The organism is Kitasatospora brasiliensis (assembly GCF_032654805.1).
GTDB classification, from domain to species: Bacteria; Actinomycetota; Actinomycetes; order Streptomycetales; family Streptomycetaceae; genus Kitasatospora; species Kitasatospora brasiliensis.
Genome location: NZ_JAUOOW010000006.1, coordinates 627,903 through 646,851 on the forward strand (window position 1 = coordinate 627,903; position 18,949 = coordinate 646,851).

General features: G+C 72.5%; 15 protein-coding genes. 1 reads left to right on the forward strand and 14 read right to left on the reverse strand.

Features of this window, described 5'->3' with window-relative positions; all coding sequences use genetic code 11:
* Positions 1-22: 22 nt before the first annotated feature.
* From QWJ13_RS25600 to nrdR, 13 genes are all read right to left on the reverse strand, one after another.
* Complete coding sequence (locus tag QWJ13_RS25600) at positions 23-1,603, reverse strand: DUF4153 domain-containing protein (protein ID WP_316527308.1); 1,581 nt, start codon at positions 1,601-1,603, stop codon at positions 23-25.
* A 311-nt stretch (positions 1,604-1,914) separates the two neighbouring features.
* Entirely contained in the window at positions 1,915-2,805 is an 891-nt protein-coding gene (locus QWJ13_RS25605) for a carbohydrate ABC transporter permease (RefSeq protein ID WP_316527309.1), read from the reverse strand.
* Between the two features lie 98 nt (positions 2,806-2,903).
* Positions 2,904-4,001, reverse strand: coding sequence for a carbohydrate ABC transporter permease (locus tag QWJ13_RS25610; RefSeq protein WP_316527310.1), 1,098 nt, complete (start codon positions 3,999-4,001; stop codon positions 2,904-2,906).
* 185 nt (positions 4,002-4,186) lie between these two features.
* The gene (locus tag QWJ13_RS25615; RefSeq protein WP_316527311.1) at positions 4,187-5,575 is read right to left on the reverse strand and encodes an ABC transporter substrate-binding protein; all 1,389 of its coding nucleotides are present in this window, start codon (positions 5,573-5,575) and stop codon (positions 4,187-4,189) included.
* 221 nt (positions 5,576-5,796) lie between these two features.
* Complete coding sequence (locus tag QWJ13_RS25620) at positions 5,797-7,041, reverse strand: cytochrome P450 (RefSeq protein WP_316527312.1); 1,245 nt, start codon at positions 7,039-7,041, stop codon at positions 5,797-5,799.
* Positions 7,038-7,862: a GTP-binding protein gene (locus QWJ13_RS25625; RefSeq protein WP_316527313.1), complete on the reverse strand. Its 825-nt coding sequence runs from the start codon at positions 7,860-7,862 to the stop codon at positions 7,038-7,040. Before QWJ13_RS25625 ends, QWJ13_RS25620 begins: the two co-directional genes overlap by 4 nt.
* Positions 7,843-8,211, reverse strand: a complete 369-nt coding sequence (locus QWJ13_RS25630; protein WP_316527314.1) for a DUF742 domain-containing protein — start codon at positions 8,209-8,211, stop codon at positions 7,843-7,845. Before QWJ13_RS25630 ends, QWJ13_RS25625 begins: the two co-directional genes overlap by 20 nt.
* Positions 8,208-8,642 (reverse strand): roadblock/LC7 domain-containing protein, encoded by a 435-nt coding sequence (locus tag QWJ13_RS25635; RefSeq protein WP_316527315.1) that lies wholly within the window; start codon positions 8,640-8,642, stop codon positions 8,208-8,210. The genes QWJ13_RS25630 and QWJ13_RS25635 overlap by 4 nt, the downstream gene beginning before the upstream one ends.
* Positions 8,643-8,651: 9 nt before the next feature.
* A complete protein-coding gene (locus tag QWJ13_RS25640; RefSeq protein WP_316527316.1) occupies positions 8,652-10,379 on the reverse strand; it encodes a sensor histidine kinase in 1,728 nt (575 codons plus the stop codon).
* Positions 10,380-10,622: 243 nt separating this feature from the next.
* Entirely contained in the window at positions 10,623-10,913 is a 291-nt protein-coding gene (locus QWJ13_RS25645) for a hypothetical protein (protein ID WP_316527317.1), read from the reverse strand.
* A gap of 73 nt (positions 10,914-10,986) precedes the next feature.
* Complete coding sequence (locus QWJ13_RS25650; protein WP_316527318.1) at positions 10,987-11,751, reverse strand: SDR family oxidoreductase; 765 nt, start codon at positions 11,749-11,751, stop codon at positions 10,987-10,989.
* A 170-nt stretch (positions 11,752-11,921) separates the two neighbouring features.
* Positions 11,922-14,813, reverse strand: coding sequence for a vitamin B12-dependent ribonucleotide reductase (locus QWJ13_RS25655; protein ID WP_316527319.1), 2,892 nt, complete (start codon positions 14,811-14,813; stop codon positions 11,922-11,924).
* A 203-nt stretch (positions 14,814-15,016) separates the two neighbouring features.
* Positions 15,017-15,517 carry a transcriptional regulator NrdR gene (gene nrdR, locus QWJ13_RS25660; protein ID WP_316527320.1) on the reverse strand — a complete coding sequence of 167 codons (501 nt, stop codon included), beginning with the start codon at positions 15,515-15,517 and terminating at the stop codon, positions 15,017-15,019.
* A gap of 528 nt (positions 15,518-16,045) precedes the next feature.
* Here nrdR and lexA point away from each other — a divergent pair.
* Positions 16,046-16,741, forward strand: coding sequence for a transcriptional repressor LexA (lexA, locus tag QWJ13_RS25665; protein ID WP_316527413.1), 696 nt, complete (start codon positions 16,046-16,048; stop codon positions 16,739-16,741).
* Positions 16,742-16,822: 81 nt separating this feature from the next.
* On the opposite strand, the gene QWJ13_RS25670 is transcribed toward lexA, so the two are convergent.
* Positions 16,823-18,946 carry an ATP-dependent DNA helicase gene (locus QWJ13_RS25670; RefSeq protein ID WP_316527321.1) on the reverse strand — a complete coding sequence of 708 codons (2,124 nt, stop codon included), beginning with the start codon at positions 18,944-18,946 and terminating at the stop codon, positions 16,823-16,825.
* Positions 18,947-18,949 lie beyond the last annotated feature (3 nt).

Consider the following 18,949-nt stretch of genomic DNA (forward strand, 5'->3'; position numbering starts at 1 on the left):
CCGACCGGCCCGGCCGCATCCGTCACCAGCGGTCGCGCGCCAGCCCCGCCTGCTCGCACGCGCCGCGCCCGCCCACCACGTGCTCCTTGAGCGGCCGCTCGGCCAGGATCTGCCGCGCCCGGGCGGCCGAGGCCCCGGCCGCGTACCAGGGCGTCTCCCCCTGCTCCAGGCCTTGCCGGATCGGCAGGAGCGCGCAGGTGCGCTGCGGGTCGGGGAGCCGGTCCAGCGCGGACACCGCGTCCGCCGAGAGCGAGCGGACGTTGCGCAGGTCGATGGTCGCGGTGTGCGGGTCGGCTCGCAGGGCCCGCTCGTACCGGGCGACGTTCTGCTCGGCGACGATCGCGTCCGGGCCCATCAGCCCGTACGCCGCGACGGTGAGCATGCCGCTGAGCACGACGACGCGGGGCAGCCAGTCGGCGCCACGGGTCAGCCCGGCGGCGATCAGCAGCAGGAAGACCACGCCCAGCCAGACCTCGACCACCAGCACCCACAGCCGCAGCCGGGTGAGCCCGGAGGCGTCCACGTAGAACCACATCCGGCCGAGCGCCGAGGCGACCACGACGAGCGCCAGCAGGCAGAGCAGCCCGAGCAGGAGCCGGGCCACCCGGCGGTCGGTCGGCGTGGTGCGCGGGGCCCAGCGCTTGGCGACCGCCACCACGACCAGGGTCAGCACGGTGATCACGCTCAGCTGCCAGAAGCCCTGCCGGGCGTACTCGGAGCGGCTCATCCCGGTGTTGCCCAGCACGGCGTCCGCGCCGCCGAGCACCACGACGGCCTGGATCACCGCGAAGGCGCCGAACATCAGAACGAGCGCGACCAGCGGCAGCGCCCACTCCAGCCGGCGCCGCTCCCGGCCCGGCCGGACCACCGTACGGTCCCAGCGGCGCGGGCCGGCCGCGATGTGCGCGAAGCCCAGCGCGGTGAGCGTCCCGAGCACGAACAGCAGGAGGCGCGCCGGGAGTCGGTCGAGATCGAGGCTCGGGCTGAGGTTCGCCAGCAGGTCCGCCATGGCGGCGTCGGCACTGGCGAACAGCAGGCCGAAGACGGTCAGCAGCGCGGCGGCGACGGCAAGCGCCTTGAGCACCGGGACGATCCGGCCGCGGCCGGGCACGGCCCGCCGCTCCATGGTCTCCCAGGCCCAGACCGCCGAGGACAGCAGCTGCCACAGGATGCCGGGCAACGCGAGCAGCACGCCCGGCCAGCGGCGGCCACCGTGCAGGGCCAGCGAGGCCAGTGCCAGCGCGCCGCCGACGGCCAGCGCGGCGGGCCAGCCGGCGTCCCACAGCGCCGGAACGGCGAGCAGGGCGAGGGCGAGCAGGCTCCACACCACCGTCCAGGGCCGGATCCGCCGACCGGCTGACCTGGCGGCGATCCCGGCCCCGACCGCGGCGGTGCCGCCGAGCAGCAGCAGGTTGGGGCCCATGCCGTCGCACAGCAGCCAGGCCGTCAGCAGGCCGGTGGCCAGGGCCGCCAGGAGGACCCGCGGGGTGGCCGCCGCCCGGCGCTCGGGGTCGCTGCGGCGCAGCCAGTCGGTGGCCGAGGGCACCGGCGTGCCGGGGGTGCGGCGCGGGGTGGCCCCACCCTGCGGCCCGGGGCCCGCCAAGCGGTTCGGGCTGGACGGACCGGACGAACCTGGCGAATCGGGCGCGGCAGGCATGGACAGGCCTGACATGAGTCCCCCTCAGTGATCGGCGGGCAGGCGGAAGCCGCCCATGGGGCGGTCCGCCGGCGGGCGCGCTCGGCGCCGCGGCCGCTGCCGACTGTAGACCATTCTGAACAGGTTCAAAAGTTGATACTGAACACGTTCAGAATGTTCTGACCGGTCCGGCCGTCCGGACCGGCCGGCCGACCCCGATCGGCCCCGATCGGCCTCGATCGGCTTCGACCACGCCCCTCCCACCCAGGACTCCCCGGCTACCCCTTCACCGACCCGGCCAGCAGCCCCCGGACGAAGTACCGCTGGAGGCTGAAGAAGACGATCAGCGGCACCACGATCGACAGGAACGCCCCCGCCGTGAGCAGCTCCCACCGCCCGCCGAGCGAACCGGACAGCTGCGCCAGCCGTACCGTCATCGGCGCCACCTCCGGGGTGCCACCCGCGAAGGTCAGCGCCACCAGCAGGTCGTTCCAGACCCACAGGAACTGGAAGATCGCGAACGAGGCCAGCGCCGGGGTGCACAGCGGCAGCACGATCGACCGGAAGATCTTGAAGTGGGAGGCCCCGTCCACCACCGCGGCCTCCATCAGGTCGCGCGGCAGCTGGGCGATGAAGTTGTGCAGCAGGAACACCGCCAGCGGCAGCGCGAACATGGTGTGCGCCAGCCAGACGGTGGCGTAGCTGCCCTTCAGGTCAACCGCCGGGATCAGCGTCAGCGGGCCCAGGTGGGCACCACCGGAGAACAGCCGCAGCAGCGGGATCAGCGCCATCTGGAGCGGCACCACCTGGAGCGCGAACACCGTGAAGAACACCGCGTCGCTCCCCCGGAAGCGCACCCAGGCCAGCGCGTACGCCGCCATCGCCGCGAGCGCCAGCGGGAAGACCGTCGCCGGGATGCTGATCGCCAGCGAGTTGACCAGGAACGGCATCAGGCCGGTGGAGACCCCGGGACCGCCCTCGAACAGCACCGAGTGGTAGTTGCCGAGGCCGAAGTCCGGGTGGAGGAAGGCGTTCCACCAGCCGTTGGCGGTCACGTCCTGCTTGGGCCGCAGCGAGGTCACCAGCAGGCCCAGCGTCGGGACCGTCCAGAGCACCGTCATCGCGATCACGAACACCGAGGCCAGCGGACTGCTGAAGGCCTTCCGCACCGGACGCCCCGAACTCCCCGAACCCCCCGGACGCCCCGAACTCCCCGAACTCCCCGAACCCCCCGAACTCCCCGAACTCCCCGAACCCACCGTCCCGGTCACCGGACCTCACGCTCCTTCCGCAGCTGGACGATGTTGTAGGCCACCAGCGGCAGCACCGCGAGGAAGAGCAGCACCGCCAGCGCACTGCCCCGCCCGTCGTTGAACTGCACGAAGGACTGCGAGTACATCTCGTTGGCCAGCACCTGGGTGCCGAAGTTGCCGCCGGTCATGGTGCGGACGATGTCGAAGGCCTTCAGGGTGATGAGCATGACGGTGGTCAGCACGACCATCACCGTGGTGCGGATCATCGGCACGGTGACGTACCAGAACAGCCGCACCCCGCTCGCGCCGTCCAGTCGGGCCGCCTCCACGACCTCGTCCGGAATCGCCTTGATCGCCGCCGACAGCACCACCATCGCGAAGCCGGTCTGCACCCAGACCATCACCGCCATCAGCAGGAAGGTGTTCAGCGGCTGCGAGAGCAGCCAGTTCGGCGGATCGTCCCAGCCCACCGCGACGGCGAGCTGGCTGAGCAATCCGATCTGCGGCTGGCCCGCCCCGCGCGACTCGTAGACGAACTTGAAGATGATCGAGGCGCCGACCAGCGAGATCGCCATCGGCATGAAGATCAGCGACTTGTACACCGACTGGCCGCGCATCCGGTCCACCAGCAGCGCCAGCACCAGGCCCAGACCGGTCGCCGCCAGCGGCACCGACACCAGCCAGAGCAGCGTGTTGACCAGCACCTTCTGCACCGAGTCGGAGGTGAAGGCCCAGCCGAAGTTCTCACCGCCGACGAACCGGCTGCCGTCGTCACTCCGGAGGCTGAGGTAGACCGTGCGGAGCAGCGGTACGACCAGGCCGACGGCCAGCAGCAGCACCGCCGGGCCGAGGAACACCGCGACCGCCAGCGGTCGGGCCAGCCGGCCCCGGGCCCGGCCGGCGACCAGGAAGATCACCAGCAGGATGCCGAGGAAGCCCGCGACGGCCCCGAAGGTGTTGCCGAACTTGACCGCCGCGTCGCTCCAGGCGCCGGCCGCCAACCTTCCGTCGGCCATGTGGGCCACGTGGGCCACGTGGGCCGCATCAACCACGTGGCCCACGTCGGCCACGGGCAACTCGGCGACGGGCGTCGGGAATCCGGGTACGGACATGGCTGCGCGTCCCTTCGGATGTGGAGGGGGAAGGGGGCGGGCGGTGCGGGTGGGTGGCCCCGCACCGCCCTCGACGGGCGGCCCTCGCCGGGGCCGGCCGCGAAACCGGCGCCGCCACCCGGCGCCGCCACCCGATGCCGCCACCGACGCCGCCACGGACGCCGGAAGCGGCCCCGGCGCGTCGGCTACTGCGGCCAGGCGGCGTCGATGTCGGCGGCGGTCTTCTGGATCGACTGCCCCTCGGCGAACCACGCGGTCAGCGACTTCCACTCCTGCCCGGCACCCACGGCGGCCGGCATCAGGTCGGAGCCGTCGAAGCGGAAGGTGGCCGCCGGGTCGGTCAGCGCCTCGGCGGACAGCTTGTCGATCGGGTCGGTGTAGAGGCTCTTGTCCACGCCCTGGTTGGCCGAGACCCAGCCGGTCGCGGTCTTCACCCGGCTGCTCGCCCAGTCCGAGCTGGACAGGTAGTTCTGCACCGCCTGCACCTCGGGCCGTCCGGAGAAGGCCGCCAGGAACTCGCCGCCGCCCTCGACCGGGTTGGCGACGGACGGGTTCACCGCGGGCAGGTGGAAGGCGAACACGTCGCCGTCCGGGCCGATCTTGGTGCCCTTGGGCCACTGCGCCTCGTAGAACGACGCCTGCTGGAGCATCTGGCACTTGCCGCTCAGGATGGGCGTGCCCGCGTCCTGGAAGGTGGTGGTGGCGATCGACTTCACGTCACCGAAGCCCGCGTTGGTCCAGGCCGGGTTCTGCATCCAGTCGGCGACCGTCTTCATCGCGGTGGTGATCTTCTCATCGGAGAACTTCACCTGGTGGCCGACCCACTGGTCGTAGACCTCGCCGCCGAACGAGCCCAGCACCACCTCCTCCAGCCAGTCGGTGGCCGGCCAGCCGGTGGCCGTCCCGGAGGCGATGCCGCCGCACCACGGCTTGGCGCCGCCGGCCTTGGCGATCCGGTCGCTGAGCGCCATCAGGTCGGACCAGGTCTTGGGCACCTCGTAGCCGGCCGCCTTGAAGGCCTTCGGCGAGTACCAGACCAGGGACTTCATGTTGGCGCTCATCGGGGCCGCGTAGAAGGTGCCGTTGACCGAGCCGTAGGTCTTCCAGATCGGGCTCCACTTGTCCTGGTTGGCGACGGTCTGGGCGGGCGGCTTCACCACCTTGCCGCTCTTCACCATCTGCGCCAGCAGGCCCGGTTGCGGGATGATCGCGAAGTCCGGGGCGTTGCCGCCGGAGACCCGGACCGGCAGTTGGGACTCGAAGTCGTTCGACCCCTCGTAGCTGATCTTGATCCCGGTGCACTTGCCGAACTCGGCCCAGGACTTCTCCAGGTTGTCCGACTCCGGGCTCAGGATCGAGGCGAACATCGTCACGGTGGTGCCCGAATGACCGGCGTACGGCTGGTACTTGGCGCAGTCACCGGACAGCGACTCGGCCGATCCGCCTCCGCCGCCACCCGAACCGCCGGAACTGTTGGAGCAGGCCGCCGTCAGCGCCAGCGCCGCCAACAGGGCGGGCACGGCGACCATGCGCCGGCGGTAACTGGGATGCGGCGTGGTCGGATTGAGGGTCAATGCGGCTCTCCTCGCCAGGGCGTGCTGCCGACGGTGGGCTGAACGACATTGCGCTGTACCGGAGATGGGCCCGCAAGGGCTGACGGAACGGGGTCGCGGGACAAAATCGCGGGGACGGGATCGCGACTGATCGAAGACGTTAACGCAGCCGTAGGCCCCCGCCAAGGTCACCGACAACTCTCCTTCACATGAAGGGCCTTGGCCTGGGGAGCACAGACGGATCAGACCGGGTCGCCCGGGGTGAACGAGACCGGCAGCGCCACCAACCCGCGTACCCAGACCGACGGCCGCCACACCAGCGCGTGCTCGGCCACCGCCAGCCGCAGGTCCGGCAGCCGGTCCAGCAGCACCTCGATCGCGGCGCCGGCGATCACCTCGGCCGCCTCCTGGGCCGGGAACGGGCAGCCGTGCTCGCCGTACGAGTAGCTCAGGTGCGCCCGGTTCCCCTCGGCCGGGCGGCCGTCGGCCTGCCGGACCGACGGGTCCTCGTTGGCCCCGGCGAGCCCGAGCAGGACCATGTCCCCCTCGGCGATCCGCCGGCCGCCCAGCCGGGTGTCACGGACCGCCCAGCGGCCGACGCCGATCTGGGTCGGGGTGTCCTCCCAAAGCGCCTCGTTCAGCGCCTGGCCGATGCTGCGCCGACCGCCGGCCAGCGAGGCCGCGAACCGCTCGTCGGTGAGCATCAGCCGCAGCGCGTTGGAGATCCAGTACGAGGTCGGCTGGTGGCCGGCGACCAGCAGCACCCGCAGGTCGTGCGCCACCTCCTCGTGGGTCAGCCCGGCCGGGTGGGCCAGCATCCGCGAGGCGATGTCGGCCCCCAGGCGCTCGGCCTTCCCCTCCACCAGCGCGCGCATCAGCGCCAGCAGCCGCTGGGCGCCGTCCGGCGCGTCCGGGCCGCCGTCCAGCATCGCCAGCAGCGCCGCGATCAGCTGCGGCTCCCGTTCCTCGTCCAGGCCGAGCGCCCGGCACAGCACCAGCAGCGGCATCCGGTGCGCGTACTCGACGACCAGATCGGCCTCGCCGCGCCCGGCGAACTCGTCGACCAGCCGGTCGGCGACCTCCTCGGCGTGCTTGCGCAGCTCGTACGGGTCGGTCCCGGCCAGCGCGTCGGCGAACGCGCGCGAGCGCCGGCCGTGCTCCTCGCCCTCGGTGTGGAGGATCGAGGGGGCGGGCGCCACCATCGGCCTCAGCGGCCAGTCGGCGGGCAGCGCCTCCCAGGCGTGCCAGCGACTGGAGTCCCGGCCGAACAGCTCCGGCCGGCCCGTCACCTGCTGGAGCTCGCGGTAGCCGATGACCAGCCAGGCCGGTACGCCGCCGACCAGCTCGACCGGGGCGACCGGGCCGTGCGCGGCGCGCAGCTCGCGATAGAGCTGGGCCGGGTCGGTCTGGAAGCGCGGCCCGTACAGCGGCGTGGCGCCGACGTGTGCCGGGCAGACCGGGGGCGGGGTGGCGGCGGGCTCGGTCACGGAGTGCTCCCCTCGTAGATCGCGGTACGGGACCCGGCCGGGGCGAACCCGTCGGGCAGGACGGCCGCACGGGCCGCGCCGGCCGGGGCGGCCATGTCGGACACCGCAGCCGAACCGGCCAGGGCGGCCAGGTGGTGGACCAGGGCGATCAACACCCGCTTGCCGGACTCGCGGTCGCGCGCGTCGCAGTCCACCAGCGGCACCCCCGCCGGCAGGTCCAGGGCTTCGCGGACCTGCTCCAGGGTGTGGCTCGGCTCGCCGAAGTTGTTGCGGGCCACGACGAACGGCGTCCCGTGGGCCTCCAGCCGGTCGATCGCGTACCAGGAGTCCTCCAGCCGCCGGGTGTCCACCAGGACGACCGCGCCCAGCGCGCCGCTGAACAGGCGGTCCCAGAGGAACCAGAAGCGCTCCTGCCCGGGCGCGCCGAACAGGTACAACACCTGGCGCTCGGAGAGGGTGATCCGGCCGAAGTCGAAGGCGACCGTGGTGGAGCGCTTGCCCCAGGCGCCGGCCGGGTCGATGCCCTCGCCCGCCTTGGTCATCACCTCTTCGGTGCTCAGCGGGCGGATCTCGCTGACCGAGCCGACCAGCGTGGTCTTGCCCACGCCGAAGCCGCCGACCACGACGATCTTCAGCGCGTCGTCGGCGGTCGCCGGCAGCGGGACGCGCGAACCGGCGGCCCAGGCGCCAGCGTCGGCGTCGGCGTCGGCGTCGGCGTCGGACCAGGCGTCGGCAGCGGGCAGGGCATCGGCGGCGAGCCCGGCATCGGCGGCGGGCCCGGCATCGGCGGCGGGCCGGGCGTCAGAGCCGTTGGAGGCCATGCAGCACCTGCTTCAGCGTGTCGAGGTCGGGCAGCCGGGGCCTGTTCGGCGCGAACCGGGGGTGCCGGGCGGTGACCGCCCCGGACTCCAGCAGGTCGCCGAGCAGGATCTTCACCACCGCGATCGGCAGCGCCAGCTCCGCCGCCACCTCCACCACGGCGGTCGGCGCCTGGCACATCCGCAGGATCCGGGCGTGCTCCGACTGCATCCCGGGCACCGGCGGCCGCTCGGCGACGATCAGGGTGACCAGGTCGAAGGCGTTCTCCGGCGCCCGGCTGCGCCCCTGGGTGATGGTGTAGAGGCGGTCCGGGTCGTCGTCGCGGCCCGGCAGCGCCGCCCTGCCGTTCATATGCCCGCGCTCTCTTGAGCGGCCTCGCCTTCCGCACCCCGGGCGGGCGCGCTGAGGCGGGCCCCGATCTGCTCGATCAGGCCGTGCATGTTGTGGCCGACCACGCCGACGTCCGCGTCGTCGTCCGTGACCACCGCCAGGTGGGCGCCCTCGCCGGCCGCCACGATGCACAGGATGCCGCCGTGGAAGTCGGTCATCGACTGCCGCACACCGCCGCTGCCGTCGCCGAACTCGATCGAGGCGCCGTACGCCAGGCTCTGCAGGCCGGAGGCGATGGCGGCCAGCTGGTCGGCCTGGTCGGTGCTCAGCCCGGCGGTGTGGCAGAGCTTGAGGCCGTCGGCGGAGAGGACCAGCGCGTGCCGGGTGCCGGGGGTCGCCGCCAGCAGGTTCTCCAACAGCCAGTCGAGGTCACGGTCGGTGGCACTGTTCATCGTGTGTCCTTACTCGGTGACGGGGGAAGCGTCGGTCGTGGTGGGCTGCCCGGTCGGCGAGGGCTCGGCCCGGGTCGGCTCGGCGGCCGAGGGACGGGCGGCGGTCGAGGGACGGGCGGCGGTCGCGTTGCGGAACGCGCCGAACCGGCCGGCCGCACTCGCGTCGGCCCGTACGGGCTTCGCCGAGCGGGCCGCCGCGGGGGCGGTGGTGGCCAGGGTCTGCCCGCGACGGCGCTGCGGCAGGCCGCTGTCGGTCACCCGGGCGGGCCGGGCGGGCAGGGCGGGCCGGGTCGGCAGGGCGGGCGCGGCAGCGTTCGACGCACCGGAGGGCGCCCGCTGCGCGGAGGGCGCCGGGGACAGGGAGGCGGGGGCAGGACGCGCCGGGGTGAGCGCGGGGCGCACGGCCTCCGTACGCGGCGCCGGAGCCGGACCGGACGCCTGCACGGGCGCCGAGGCGGCAGTCGGAGCCGGGTGTGTGACCAGCTCCTGCGGGATCAGCATCACCACCCCGGTGCCGCCGCGCGCCGACGGCCGGAAGGAGATCCGCAACCCGTGCTTGCGCGCCAGCACGCCGACCACCGCGAGCCCCAGCCGGGTACCGGCGGAGAGCGTGCTGAGGTCCAGCGGCTCGGCGGAGACGGCCCGTTCGGCCCGGCTCAGCCAGCTGTCGTTCAGGCCCAGCCCGCTGTCCTCCACGGTGATCGCCAGCCCGGCGGTCACTTCCTCGACGTAGACGTGCACCTCGGCCGGCGGGGCGGAGAAGTTGGTGGCGTTGTCCAGCAGTTCGGCCAGCGCGTGCATCACGCCCTCGGCGGCGTACCCGGCGACGGCGGCGGTGCTGGCGTTGTGCAGCCGCACCCGCTGGTAGGCGCCGATCCGGCCGAGGGCGCCGCGCAGCACCGACTCCACCGCGATCGGCTTGGCCCAGCGGCGGCCCGAGCGGGCGCCGGTGAGCACCGAGATGCTGTCGGCCATCCGGCCCGCCTGGGCGGTCGAGTGGTCCAGGCTCAGCAGGTCGCCGAGCACCTCCTCGTCGTGCCGGTGCTGCATCTCGCGCAGCTCGGCGTGCATGCTCGTGGCCAGCGCCTGCACCCGCCCGGCGGCGGTCGCGCAGACCGCGAGCGCGGCGGCCCGCATCCGCTCGCCGTGGCCGACCTCCTCGCCGACCACCCGCAGCAGCGCGTACCTGGGGTGCTCGCGGTGGTCGGCCAGCACCCGGTCCACGGCCGCGCCGGCCCGCAGCTTCCGCACCAGCTCGGGCAGCAGGTCCTCGGTGATCCGGTCCAGCTCGGCGTGTTCGGCGTCGAGTTCGCCCCGCAGCCGGGTCAGTTCGGCGTGGGCGGCGGCGACGTCCGCCTCGGCCCGGGTCCGCTCGGCGCGGGCGAGGTCCCGGTCGGCGAACGCGGCGGCGGCGTGGTCGACGGCGGCCGTCTCGGCCCGCCGGGCCTTGCCCGCGACGACCAGGGCGGCCCGGGTCTCCTCGTGCTGCGCGGCCAGCTCCTCGGTGAGGCGGCGGGTGCGTTCGGCACCGACCGCCGCGAGGCCGACGGCGACCAGCCAGAGCACCGTGACGGCGCCGACCGCGAAGGCGGTGAGCGGCTGGTCCGCGCCGAGCGCCCGGGTGATGCCGACCGGCGCGGCGACCAGCGCCAGCAGGACGGCGGCCCCGGTCAGGGCGGCAGTGCGCGGTGCGGGCCGTCGGCGGGATCGGCCGTCGGGGCTGGTGGCTTCTCTCATCGGTGCGGTCCTCGGCAACGTCGGCGGGCGGCGGCGCGGCTGTGGTCCGGCGACGGTCGCCGCCGACAGCTGTTCGGGCGCATACGAGACCGCCCGGCGACGTCGCGAGACGTTCCGGGCGGCTCATCGGTTCATACGATCGATCATATCGATTCAGACATTGCACTCAAACCACCAGTTGACGGCCAATTCTCTCCTTTCGCGTCAGACACGCGCCCCTGAGCCCCCGCCACCGCCTGCGGTTCACACTCCGGGCGCCCGCTCCAGCGCCTTCTTCGCCGCGGCCGTGAACGGGAGGTGCCCGTTCCTGCCGCCGGAACGGAACCAGCCCCGGCGTGTCGGCTCCTCCTCGGCCGGGGTGTCCAGCACCCCCTTGCCGAAGACCGACTCGACCGCCTCGCGCACCGCGCCCGGGTCGACCCCGATCGAGGCCGGCGCCTGCGCCTGGTCCCCGCCACCCCGCCGGCGCCGCACGGCCCGGCGCGCCGCCTCCCGGTCCAGCCCGGTGTCGACCAGCACGGTGTCGACCGGCACGGCGACGGCGGGCTCCCCGTCACCTCCGGCTGACGCCTTCGATGATGTCAACCCTGGTTGACGCTTGGGGGCCTCAGCGGTCGGCGAAATGCCGCTCCAGCGCCTCCTCGAAGGCCCCCCGGCCCACCGCCCGCTCCGGCGCCAGGTTCCCGCCCGCCCGCAGGCCCCGGGCGGCCGCCCCCGGCAGCCGCAGCGGCAGCAGCGGCCGGCGCTTGCCCGCCGCCCGCAGATAGGCCTCGGCCAGCTCCCGGTACGAGCGCACCTGCGGGCCGCCCACCTCCGGCGCGAAGCCGGCCGGCCCCTCCCACACCAGGTCCGCGACCGCCTCGGCCACCTCCCGCACGTCCACCGGCTGGAACGCCGCCCCGCTCAGCACCGGGAACACCGGCAGCTTCACCGAGGCGTCGAAGAACTTCAGCACCAGGTCGTGGAACTGCGTCGCCCGCAGCACCGTCCAGCCCAGCCCGGACTCCCGCACCACCCGCTCGCAGGCCAGCTTCGTCCGGTAGTAGGCGAGCGGCACCCGGTCGATCCCGACGATCGACACGTACACCAGGTGCCGCACCCCGGCCTCGCGCGCCTGCGCCACCAGCGTCCGGACCCCGGCCACGTCCGCCTTCTTCTGCGTGGTCGCGCAGTCCACCACCACCTCGACCCCGGCCATCGCCGCCGCCGTCCCGGCCCCGCTCACCAGGTCCCCGACCACCCACTCGACCCCGTCGCCGCCACCGCGCGCCCGCCGGCTCAACCCCCGCACCGCCACCCCTCGCTCCACCAGCAGCCGCACCACCTCCCGCCCCAGCGTCCCCGTCGCCCCCGTCACCAGCACTGTGCCCATCACCGCACCACTCCTCCCGTCAGGAACCGTCACCCCCTCCAGACCGAACACCGCCCCCGTACGTGACATCGGCAGCCCCCGGGAAACGAAGAAGCGGGGCGAGGACCGGGAAGGTCCTCGCCCCGCTTCAGGGGGTCACCTCAGGGGCGACCACCGGGGGTCGGGCGCGGTCAGCTGCAACCGCTGGTGGAGCCGCAGCCCTCGCAGAGGTAGCAGCTGCCGGCGCGGCGCATCTTGGTGCCGCAGGAGAAGCAGAGCGGGGCGTCGGCGTTGAGCCCGAGCTGGATCTCCATCAGCTCCGTGGAGTTGTGGGCCTGCTTCGGGGTCGCCTTGGGCGCCTCGACGGCCGGCGCCGGGGCCGGGATCGCGGCCGGCTTGGCGGCCGTCACCGGGGCGGACTGGGCGAGCGATTCGGTGTCGAGCTCCTCGGCGTCCAGCGGCTCGTACGAGCCCGTCTCCAGGTGGCGCTGGCGCTCCTCGACGGAGTGGATGCCGAGCGCCGAGCGGGTCTCGAACGGCAGGAAGTCGAGCGCCAGGCGGCGGAAGATGTAGTCGACGATCGACTGCGCCATCCGCACGTCCGGGTCGTCGGTCAGACCGGCCGGCTCGAAGCGCATGTTGGTGAACTTCGCGACGTAGGTCTCCAGCGGCACGCCGTACTGGAGGCCGACCGAGACGGCGATGGAGAAGGCGTCCATCATGCCCGCGAGGGTCGAACCCTGCTTGGACATCTTCAGGAAGACCTCGCCCAGACCGTCGTCCGGGTAGGAGTTGGCGGTCATGTAGCCCTCGGCGCCACCGACCGTGAAGGAGGTGGTGATGCCCGGACGGCCCTTGGGCAGGCGCTTGCGGACCGGGCGGTACTCGACCACCTTCTCGACCGCGGCGGCCGGGGCCTCCTCGGCCTTCTCCTCGGTGGCCTTGGTCTTCGCCGAGAGCGGCTGACCGACCTTGCAGTTGTCGCGATAGATCGCGAGTGCCTTCACCCCGAGCTTCCAGGCCTGGAAGTAGATCTCCTCGACCTCTTCCACGGTGGCGCTCTCGGGCATGTTCACGGTCTTGGAGATGGCACCGGAGATCCACGGCTGGATCGCGGCCATCATCCGCACGTGGCCCATGGCCGAGATGACCCGCTCGCCCATCGCGCAGTCGAACACCTCGTAGTGCTCGGACTTCAGGCCCGGCGCGTCCACCACGTTGCCCTGCTCGGCGATGTGGGCGACGACCGCCTCGATCTGCTCGTCCTGGTAGCCCAGGCGCTTGAGGGCGCGCGGGACGGTGCCGTTGACGATCTGCATCGAGCCGCCGCCGACGAGCTTCTTGAACTTGACCAGGGCCAGGTCGGGCTCGACGCCGGTGGTGTCGCAGTCCATCATCAGGCCGATGGTGCCGGTCGGGGCGAGCACCGAGGCCTGGGCGTTGCGGAAACCGTTCTGCGCGCCGAGGCGCAGCACGTCCTGCCAGGTCTTGTTCGCGGCGAGCCAGACCGGGGCGTCCAGGTCGTCCACCGAGACGGCGTCCAGCGAGGCGTCCGCGTGCTGCTTCATGACCTGGCGGTGCGCCGTCGCGTTGCGGGCGTAGCCGTCGTACGGGCCTACCACACCGGCGAGTTCGGCGCCGCGACGGTAGGCGGTGCCGGTCATCAGCGAGGTGATGGCGCCGGCCAGGGCGCGGCCGCCCTCGCTGTCGTAGGCGTGGCCGGTGGCCATCAGCAGGGCGCCGAGGTTGGCGTAGCCGATGCCGAGCTGGCGGTAGGCGCGGGTGGTCTCGCCGATCTTCTCGGTCGGGAAGTCGGCGAAGCAGATGGAGATGTCCATCGCGGTGATGACCAGCTCGACGACCTTGGCGAAGGAGGCGGCGTCGAAGGAGTCGTCGTCGCGCAGGAACTTCATCAGGTTCAGCGAGGCGAGGTTGCAGCTGGAGTTGTCCAGGTGCATGTACTCGGAGCAGGGGTTGGACGCGTTGATGCGGCCGGACTCCGGGCAGGTGTGCCAGTGGTTGATGGTGGTGTCGTACTGGATGCCCGGGTCGGCGCAGGCCCAGGCGGCCTCGGCCATCTTGCGGAACAGCTTCTTGGCGTCGACGGTCTCGATGACCTCGCCGGTCATCCGGGCGCGCAGGCCGAATTCGCTGCCGTTCTCGACGGCGGTCATGAATTCGTCGTTGACCCGGACCGAGTTGTTGGCGTTCTGGTACTGGACGGAGGTGATGTCGTCCCCGCCGAGGTCCATGTCGAAGCCCGCGTCGCGCAGGGCGCGGATCTTCTCCTCCTCCTTCACCTTGGTCTCGATGAAGGCTTCGATGTCCGGGTGGTCCACGTCGAGCACGACCATCTTGGCCGCGCGGCGGGTGGCGCCACCGGACTTGATGGTGCCGGCCGAGGCGTCGGCGCCACGCATGAAGGAGACCGGGCCGGAGGCGTTGCCGCCGGAGGAGAGCAGCTCCTTGGAGGAGCGGATCCGGGAGAGGTTGAGGCCGGCGCCGGAGCCGCCCTTGAAGATCATGCCCTCTTCCTTGTACCAGTCGAGGATCGACTCCATGGAGTCGTCGACGGACAGGATGAAGCAGGCGCTGACCTGCTGGGGCTGCTTGGTGCCGACGTTGAACCAGACCGGCGAGTTGAAGCTGAACACCTGGTGGAGGAGGGCGTGGCTCAGCTCGTGCTCGAAGATCTCGGCGTCGTCCTTGGTGGCGAAGTAGCCGTGCTTCTCGCCGGCGGCGCGGTAGGTGAGCACCACGCGGTCGATGATCTGCTTGAGGCTCCACTCGCGCTGGGGGGTGCCGACGGCGCCGCGGAAGTACTTGGACGTGACGATGTTGACAGCGTTCACCGACCAGAAATCGGGGAACTCGACGCCGCGCTGCTCGAAGTTGATCGAGCCGTCACGCCAGTTGGTCATCACGACGTCGCGCCGCTCCCAGCGGACCTCGTCGTACGGGTGCACGCCAGGAGTGGTGTAGATGCGCTCCATCCGGAGACCGCCCTTCGGAGCCTTGGCGCCCTTGGCCGCGGCCTTCTCGGACTTCGACCCGCGCGCGGAACCGCTCGTGGTGTCTGTCACTTTTCCTCCTCCTGGGCAAACGCCCGAAGTGCCCTGAAAAGTCCGGGCACTGCTGGTTCGTTCTTCCGGTGTGCGGGCAGGCGGAGACCTCGCCTGCTTGCGCACGGTTTGTATGGTTCTGTGCCCCGTTTTCGGGCACGCGTGGGCCCCGCGGGGCCGTGGTGGTGCGGTGGCAGGGCCCGCTGGGGGCCCGGCGCCGGCTACTAGGGCGCGGCGGCGGAGACGGACACGCAGGTGTCGTCCGTCTCCGGGGTGAAGGGCCGCTCGGCGCGGAGCTCCGCGATGGCGGCCTCGAAGTCTTCCAGTCCGTCGTAGGCCTGGTACACGCTGGCGAAGCGCAGGTAGGCGACCACGTCGAGTTCCTTGAGCGGGCCGAGTATGGCCAGGCCCACGTCGTGGGTGGTCAGCTCGGCGTTGCCGCTGGCGCGCACGCACTCCTCGACCCGCTGGCCGAGCTGGGCGAGCGCGTCCTCGGTGACCGGGCGGCCCTGGCAGGCCTTGCGGACGCCGGTGATGACCTTCTGCCGGGAGAACGGCTCGGTGACGCCGCTGCGCTTGATGACCATCAGCGCGGCCGTCTCCACCGTGGTGAAGCGGCGGCCGCAGTCCGGGCACTGCCGCCGACGGCGGATGCAGCTGCCGTCCTCGGTGGTCCGGCTGTCGACAACACGGCTGTCGGAGTGCCGGCAGAAGGGGCAGTGCACCTCGGGATCCCTCCCTGGCAGAACGTTCGGACTAGTCGAGTCTATGCGATGCGCCCGGGTCCCCGGCAAGCTGATCATGCGGGGCGACCACTAGTACTGGGCACGGAGAGGACTGTAGCCACTACATCTAGGCCTCTGGGGGATGCGAGCGCCTTGGCGTGTCGACCCCGATTAGACTGCCCGGGTCAGGTTTCGGTCGAACATTTACTCGATGTACAACAAAGCCTTGATCGAGTCAGTCAACTCCCGAATAATTCACTCGAACGTGTGTTTGGCGCAACCTTTCGATAGGAGGCGCGTTGGGCTGGAAAAGGGAGAGGACAGCCGTCGAGAGGGGCCGCCGTGAACACGATCGAAAGCAACACCATCCCGGTGCAGGAACACTCCCAGTTCAAGGTGGGGCAGCGCACCACGAATCAGCAGGGTCTGGACATCAGCATGGACCGTAGCGAAGACCATCGTCTCCCCGGCGCGGCCCTTTCCGGGGCGCCCCGCGTTCCCGACCAGGCGATCGAACACTCCCCCGCGATGGACGACACCCACCCCTCGCCCGCCCGCGCGATGCCCGGCCGCCCCCCCGGCATCCGGACCGACGAGGCCGGCCTCACCGAGCGCCAACGCCGGGTGATCGAGGTCATCCGGGATTCCGTCCAGCGTCGCGGCTACCCGCCGTCCATGCGCGAGATCGGCCAGGCCGTCGGCCTGTCCAGCACCTCCTCGGTCGCCCACCAGCTGATGGCCCTGGAGCGCAAGGGCTTCCTGCGCCGGGATCCGCACCGCCCGCGCGCCTACGAGGTCCGCGGCGTCGAGGTGGCCCGCCCGAACACCGCCGAGACGGCCGGCCGCCCGTCCACCTCCTACGTCCCGCTGGTCGGCCGGATCGCCGCCGGCGGGCCGATCCTGGCCGAGCAGACGGTGGAGGACGTCTTCCCGCTGCCCCGCCAGCTGGTCGGCGAGGGCGAGCTGTTCGCGCTCACCGTCCGCGGCGACTCGATGGTCGAGGCGGCCATCTGCGACGGCGACTGGGTCACCGTGCGCCGCCAGCCGGTCGCGGAGAACGGCGACATCGTGGCCGCGATGATCGACGGCGAGGCCACGGTCAAGCGGCTCAAGCGCGAGGACGGCCGGATCTGGCTGATGCCGCACAACCCGGCGTACGAGCCGATCAACGGCGACAACGCGACCATCCTGGGCAAGGTCGTCGCGGTCCTGCGCCGGCTCTGACCAGGGCACGGCCGCACACCGGAGAGGGGCTCCACCGCGACCGCGGGGAGCCCCTCCGGCATGAGGTATCTCGGCGGGGCCTCAGCCCCGCTTCACCACCGGGCGCACCGGCGCCGCCGAGGCGTCGATCGCCGCCAGCGAGCGGCGCACCTGGTTGCGGTCCGTGGTGTACCAGAACTCCGGCATCGAGGAGCGGAAGAAGCTCCCGTACCGCTTGGTCTCCACCCGCGGGTCCAGCACCGCGACCACGCCCCGGTCGTCGGCCGCGCGCACCAGTCGGCCCGCGCCCTGGGCCATCAGCAGCGCCGCGTGCGTCGCCGCGACGGCCATGAAGCCGTTCCCGCCGCGCTGTTCGACGTCCTTCTGGCGGGCGCTCATCAGCGGATCGTCCGGCCGGGGGAACGGGATCCGGTCCATCACGACCAGCTGACAGGCCGAGCCGGGCACGTCCACGCCCTGCCAGAGCGAGAGCGTGCCGAACAGGCAGGTCTCCGCGTCGGAGGCGAACTCCCGGATCAACTCGCCCAGGGTGTCCTCGCCTTGGAGCAGGATGCGCTGGTCCAGCCGCTCGCGCATCGCCTCGGCGGCCGTCTGGGCGCCGCGCATCGAGGAGAACAGGCCCAGGGTCCGCCCGCCGGCCGCGCCGATCAGCTCGGCCAACTCGTCCAGCATGTCCGGCCGTTCGGGATCGCGCCCGGGGTCGGCCAGGTGCCTGGCGACGTACAGGATGCCCTGCTTGGGGTACTTGAACGGCGAGCCGACATCGATCCCGCGCCAGTGCGGGACGGCGTCCTCGCCGAAGCCCGGCTCGGGGTTGTCCCCGGCGGCGCGGACGTCCGGCAGCCGCGCCTCGGAGGGCAGGCCGACCGAGGCTGCGACGCCGTTGAAGTCCCCGCCGAGCTTGAGCGTGGCCGAGGTCAGGACGACCGAGCGCTCCTTGTACAGCCCCTCGCGCAGCAGCCCGGAGACGCTCAGCGGGGCGACCCGCAGCGAGGCGGTGCCCAGCCCGTAGCGGTCGCTGCGCTCGATCCAGACCACGTCGTACTCGGAGTCCTGCAGCAGCCGGTCGGCCGTCTCGTGCAGCGACTCGGCCGCGGCCATCGCCTGCTTGCGGACGGCGTCCTCGTCGCTGAGCCCCTTGTCCCTGGTCTCGCCGAGCGAGGTGATCACCTGGCGGGAGGCGTCCCGGATCGCGGTGACCGCGTACGCCAGGTACTCGGGCAGCTCCTCGACCCGGCCGGGCTGAGCGGTCTCCATCAGGCCGTGGTAGTTCTCGGCCGCGGCCTGGAGCGCGTCCACCGCCTTCTCGTTGGCCAGCCGCGCGGCCCGCTTGACCGCCCGGTTGACCGCGCCGACCGTCAGCTCGGCGGTGGCCGCGCCGGTGACCCGGTTGACCAGCTCGTGCGCCTCGTCCACGATCAGCAGCCCGTGCTCGGGCAGCACCGGCGCGCCCTCGATCGCGTCGATCGCGAGCATCGCGTGGTTGGTGACCACGACGTCCGCCAGCTTGGCCCGCTCCCGGGCCTTCTCCGCGAAGCACTCCTGCCCGTACGCGCAGCGGGTGGCGCCCAGGCACTCCTTGGAGGTGACCGCCAGCTGGGCCCAGGCCTTGTCGGAGACGCCGGGGCTGAGGTCGTCGCGGTCCCCGGTCTCCGTCTCGTCGGCCCAGTCGCGCAGCCGCAGCACGTCCTGGCCGAGCTTCCCGGTGGGCCCGCCGAGCGCCTCCACCGGGTCGAACAGGCCCTCGCCCTCGTCACTCGGGGTGCCCTCGTTGGCCCGGTGCAGGCACAGGTAGTTGGAGCGGCCCTTGAGCATCGCGAACAGCGGGCGGCGCCGCAGCACCGGGTGCAGGGCGTCGACGGTGCGCGGCAAGTCGCGTTCCACCAGCTGGCGTTGGAGCGCCAGGGTGGCGGTGGCGACCACCACGCGGTCCCCGTGGGCGAGCGCGGGCACCAGGTAGGCCAGGGACTTCCCGGTGCCGGTGCCGGCCTGGACGAGCAGGTGCTCGGCATGGTCGACGGCGTCCGCGACGGCCTCGGCCATCCGGAGCTGGCCGGGGCGCTCCACGCCGCCGACGGCCGCCACCGCGGCGTGCAGCAGTTCGGGGATCCGCGAGCGCGGGACGGCTACGGCTTCCTCGGCCTCGTTGTCGAGGTCCGCCGCCTGCCGGGATTCGGAGTCGTGGGATTCGGAGTCGTTCGTCATGAC

What these genes read in the sequence shown, in the direction of transcription:
- QWJ13_RS25640 (WP_316527316.1), bottom strand. Translation starts at nt 10,379, where the DNA reads ATGAGAGAAGCCACCAGCCCCGACGGCCGATCCCGCCGACGGCCCGCA.
- QWJ13_RS25625 (WP_316527313.1), bottom strand. Translation starts at nt 7,862, where the DNA reads ATGGCCTCCAACGGCTCTGACGCCCGGCCCGCCGCCGATGCCGGGCCC.
- QWJ13_RS25630 (WP_316527314.1), bottom strand. Translation starts at nt 8,211, where the DNA reads ATGAACGGCAGGGCGGCGCTGCCGGGCCGCGACGACGACCCGGACCGC.
- QWJ13_RS25670 (WP_316527321.1), bottom strand. Translation starts at nt 18,946, where the DNA reads ATGACGAACGACTCCGAATCCCACGACTCCGAATCCCGGCAGGCGGCG.
- lexA (WP_316527413.1), top strand. Translation starts at nt 16,046, where the DNA reads ATGGACGACACCCACCCCTCGCCCGCCCGCGCGATGCCCGGCCGCCCC.
- QWJ13_RS25635 (WP_316527315.1), bottom strand. Translation starts at nt 8,642, where the DNA reads ATGAACAGTGCCACCGACCGTGACCTCGACTGGCTGTTGGAGAACCTG.
- QWJ13_RS25610 (WP_316527310.1), bottom strand. Translation starts at nt 4,001, where the DNA reads ATGTCCGTACCCGGATTCCCGACGCCCGTCGCCGAGTTGCCCGTGGCC.
- QWJ13_RS25650 (WP_316527318.1), bottom strand. Translation starts at nt 11,751, where the DNA reads ATGGGCACAGTGCTGGTGACGGGGGCGACGGGGACGCTGGGGCGGGAG.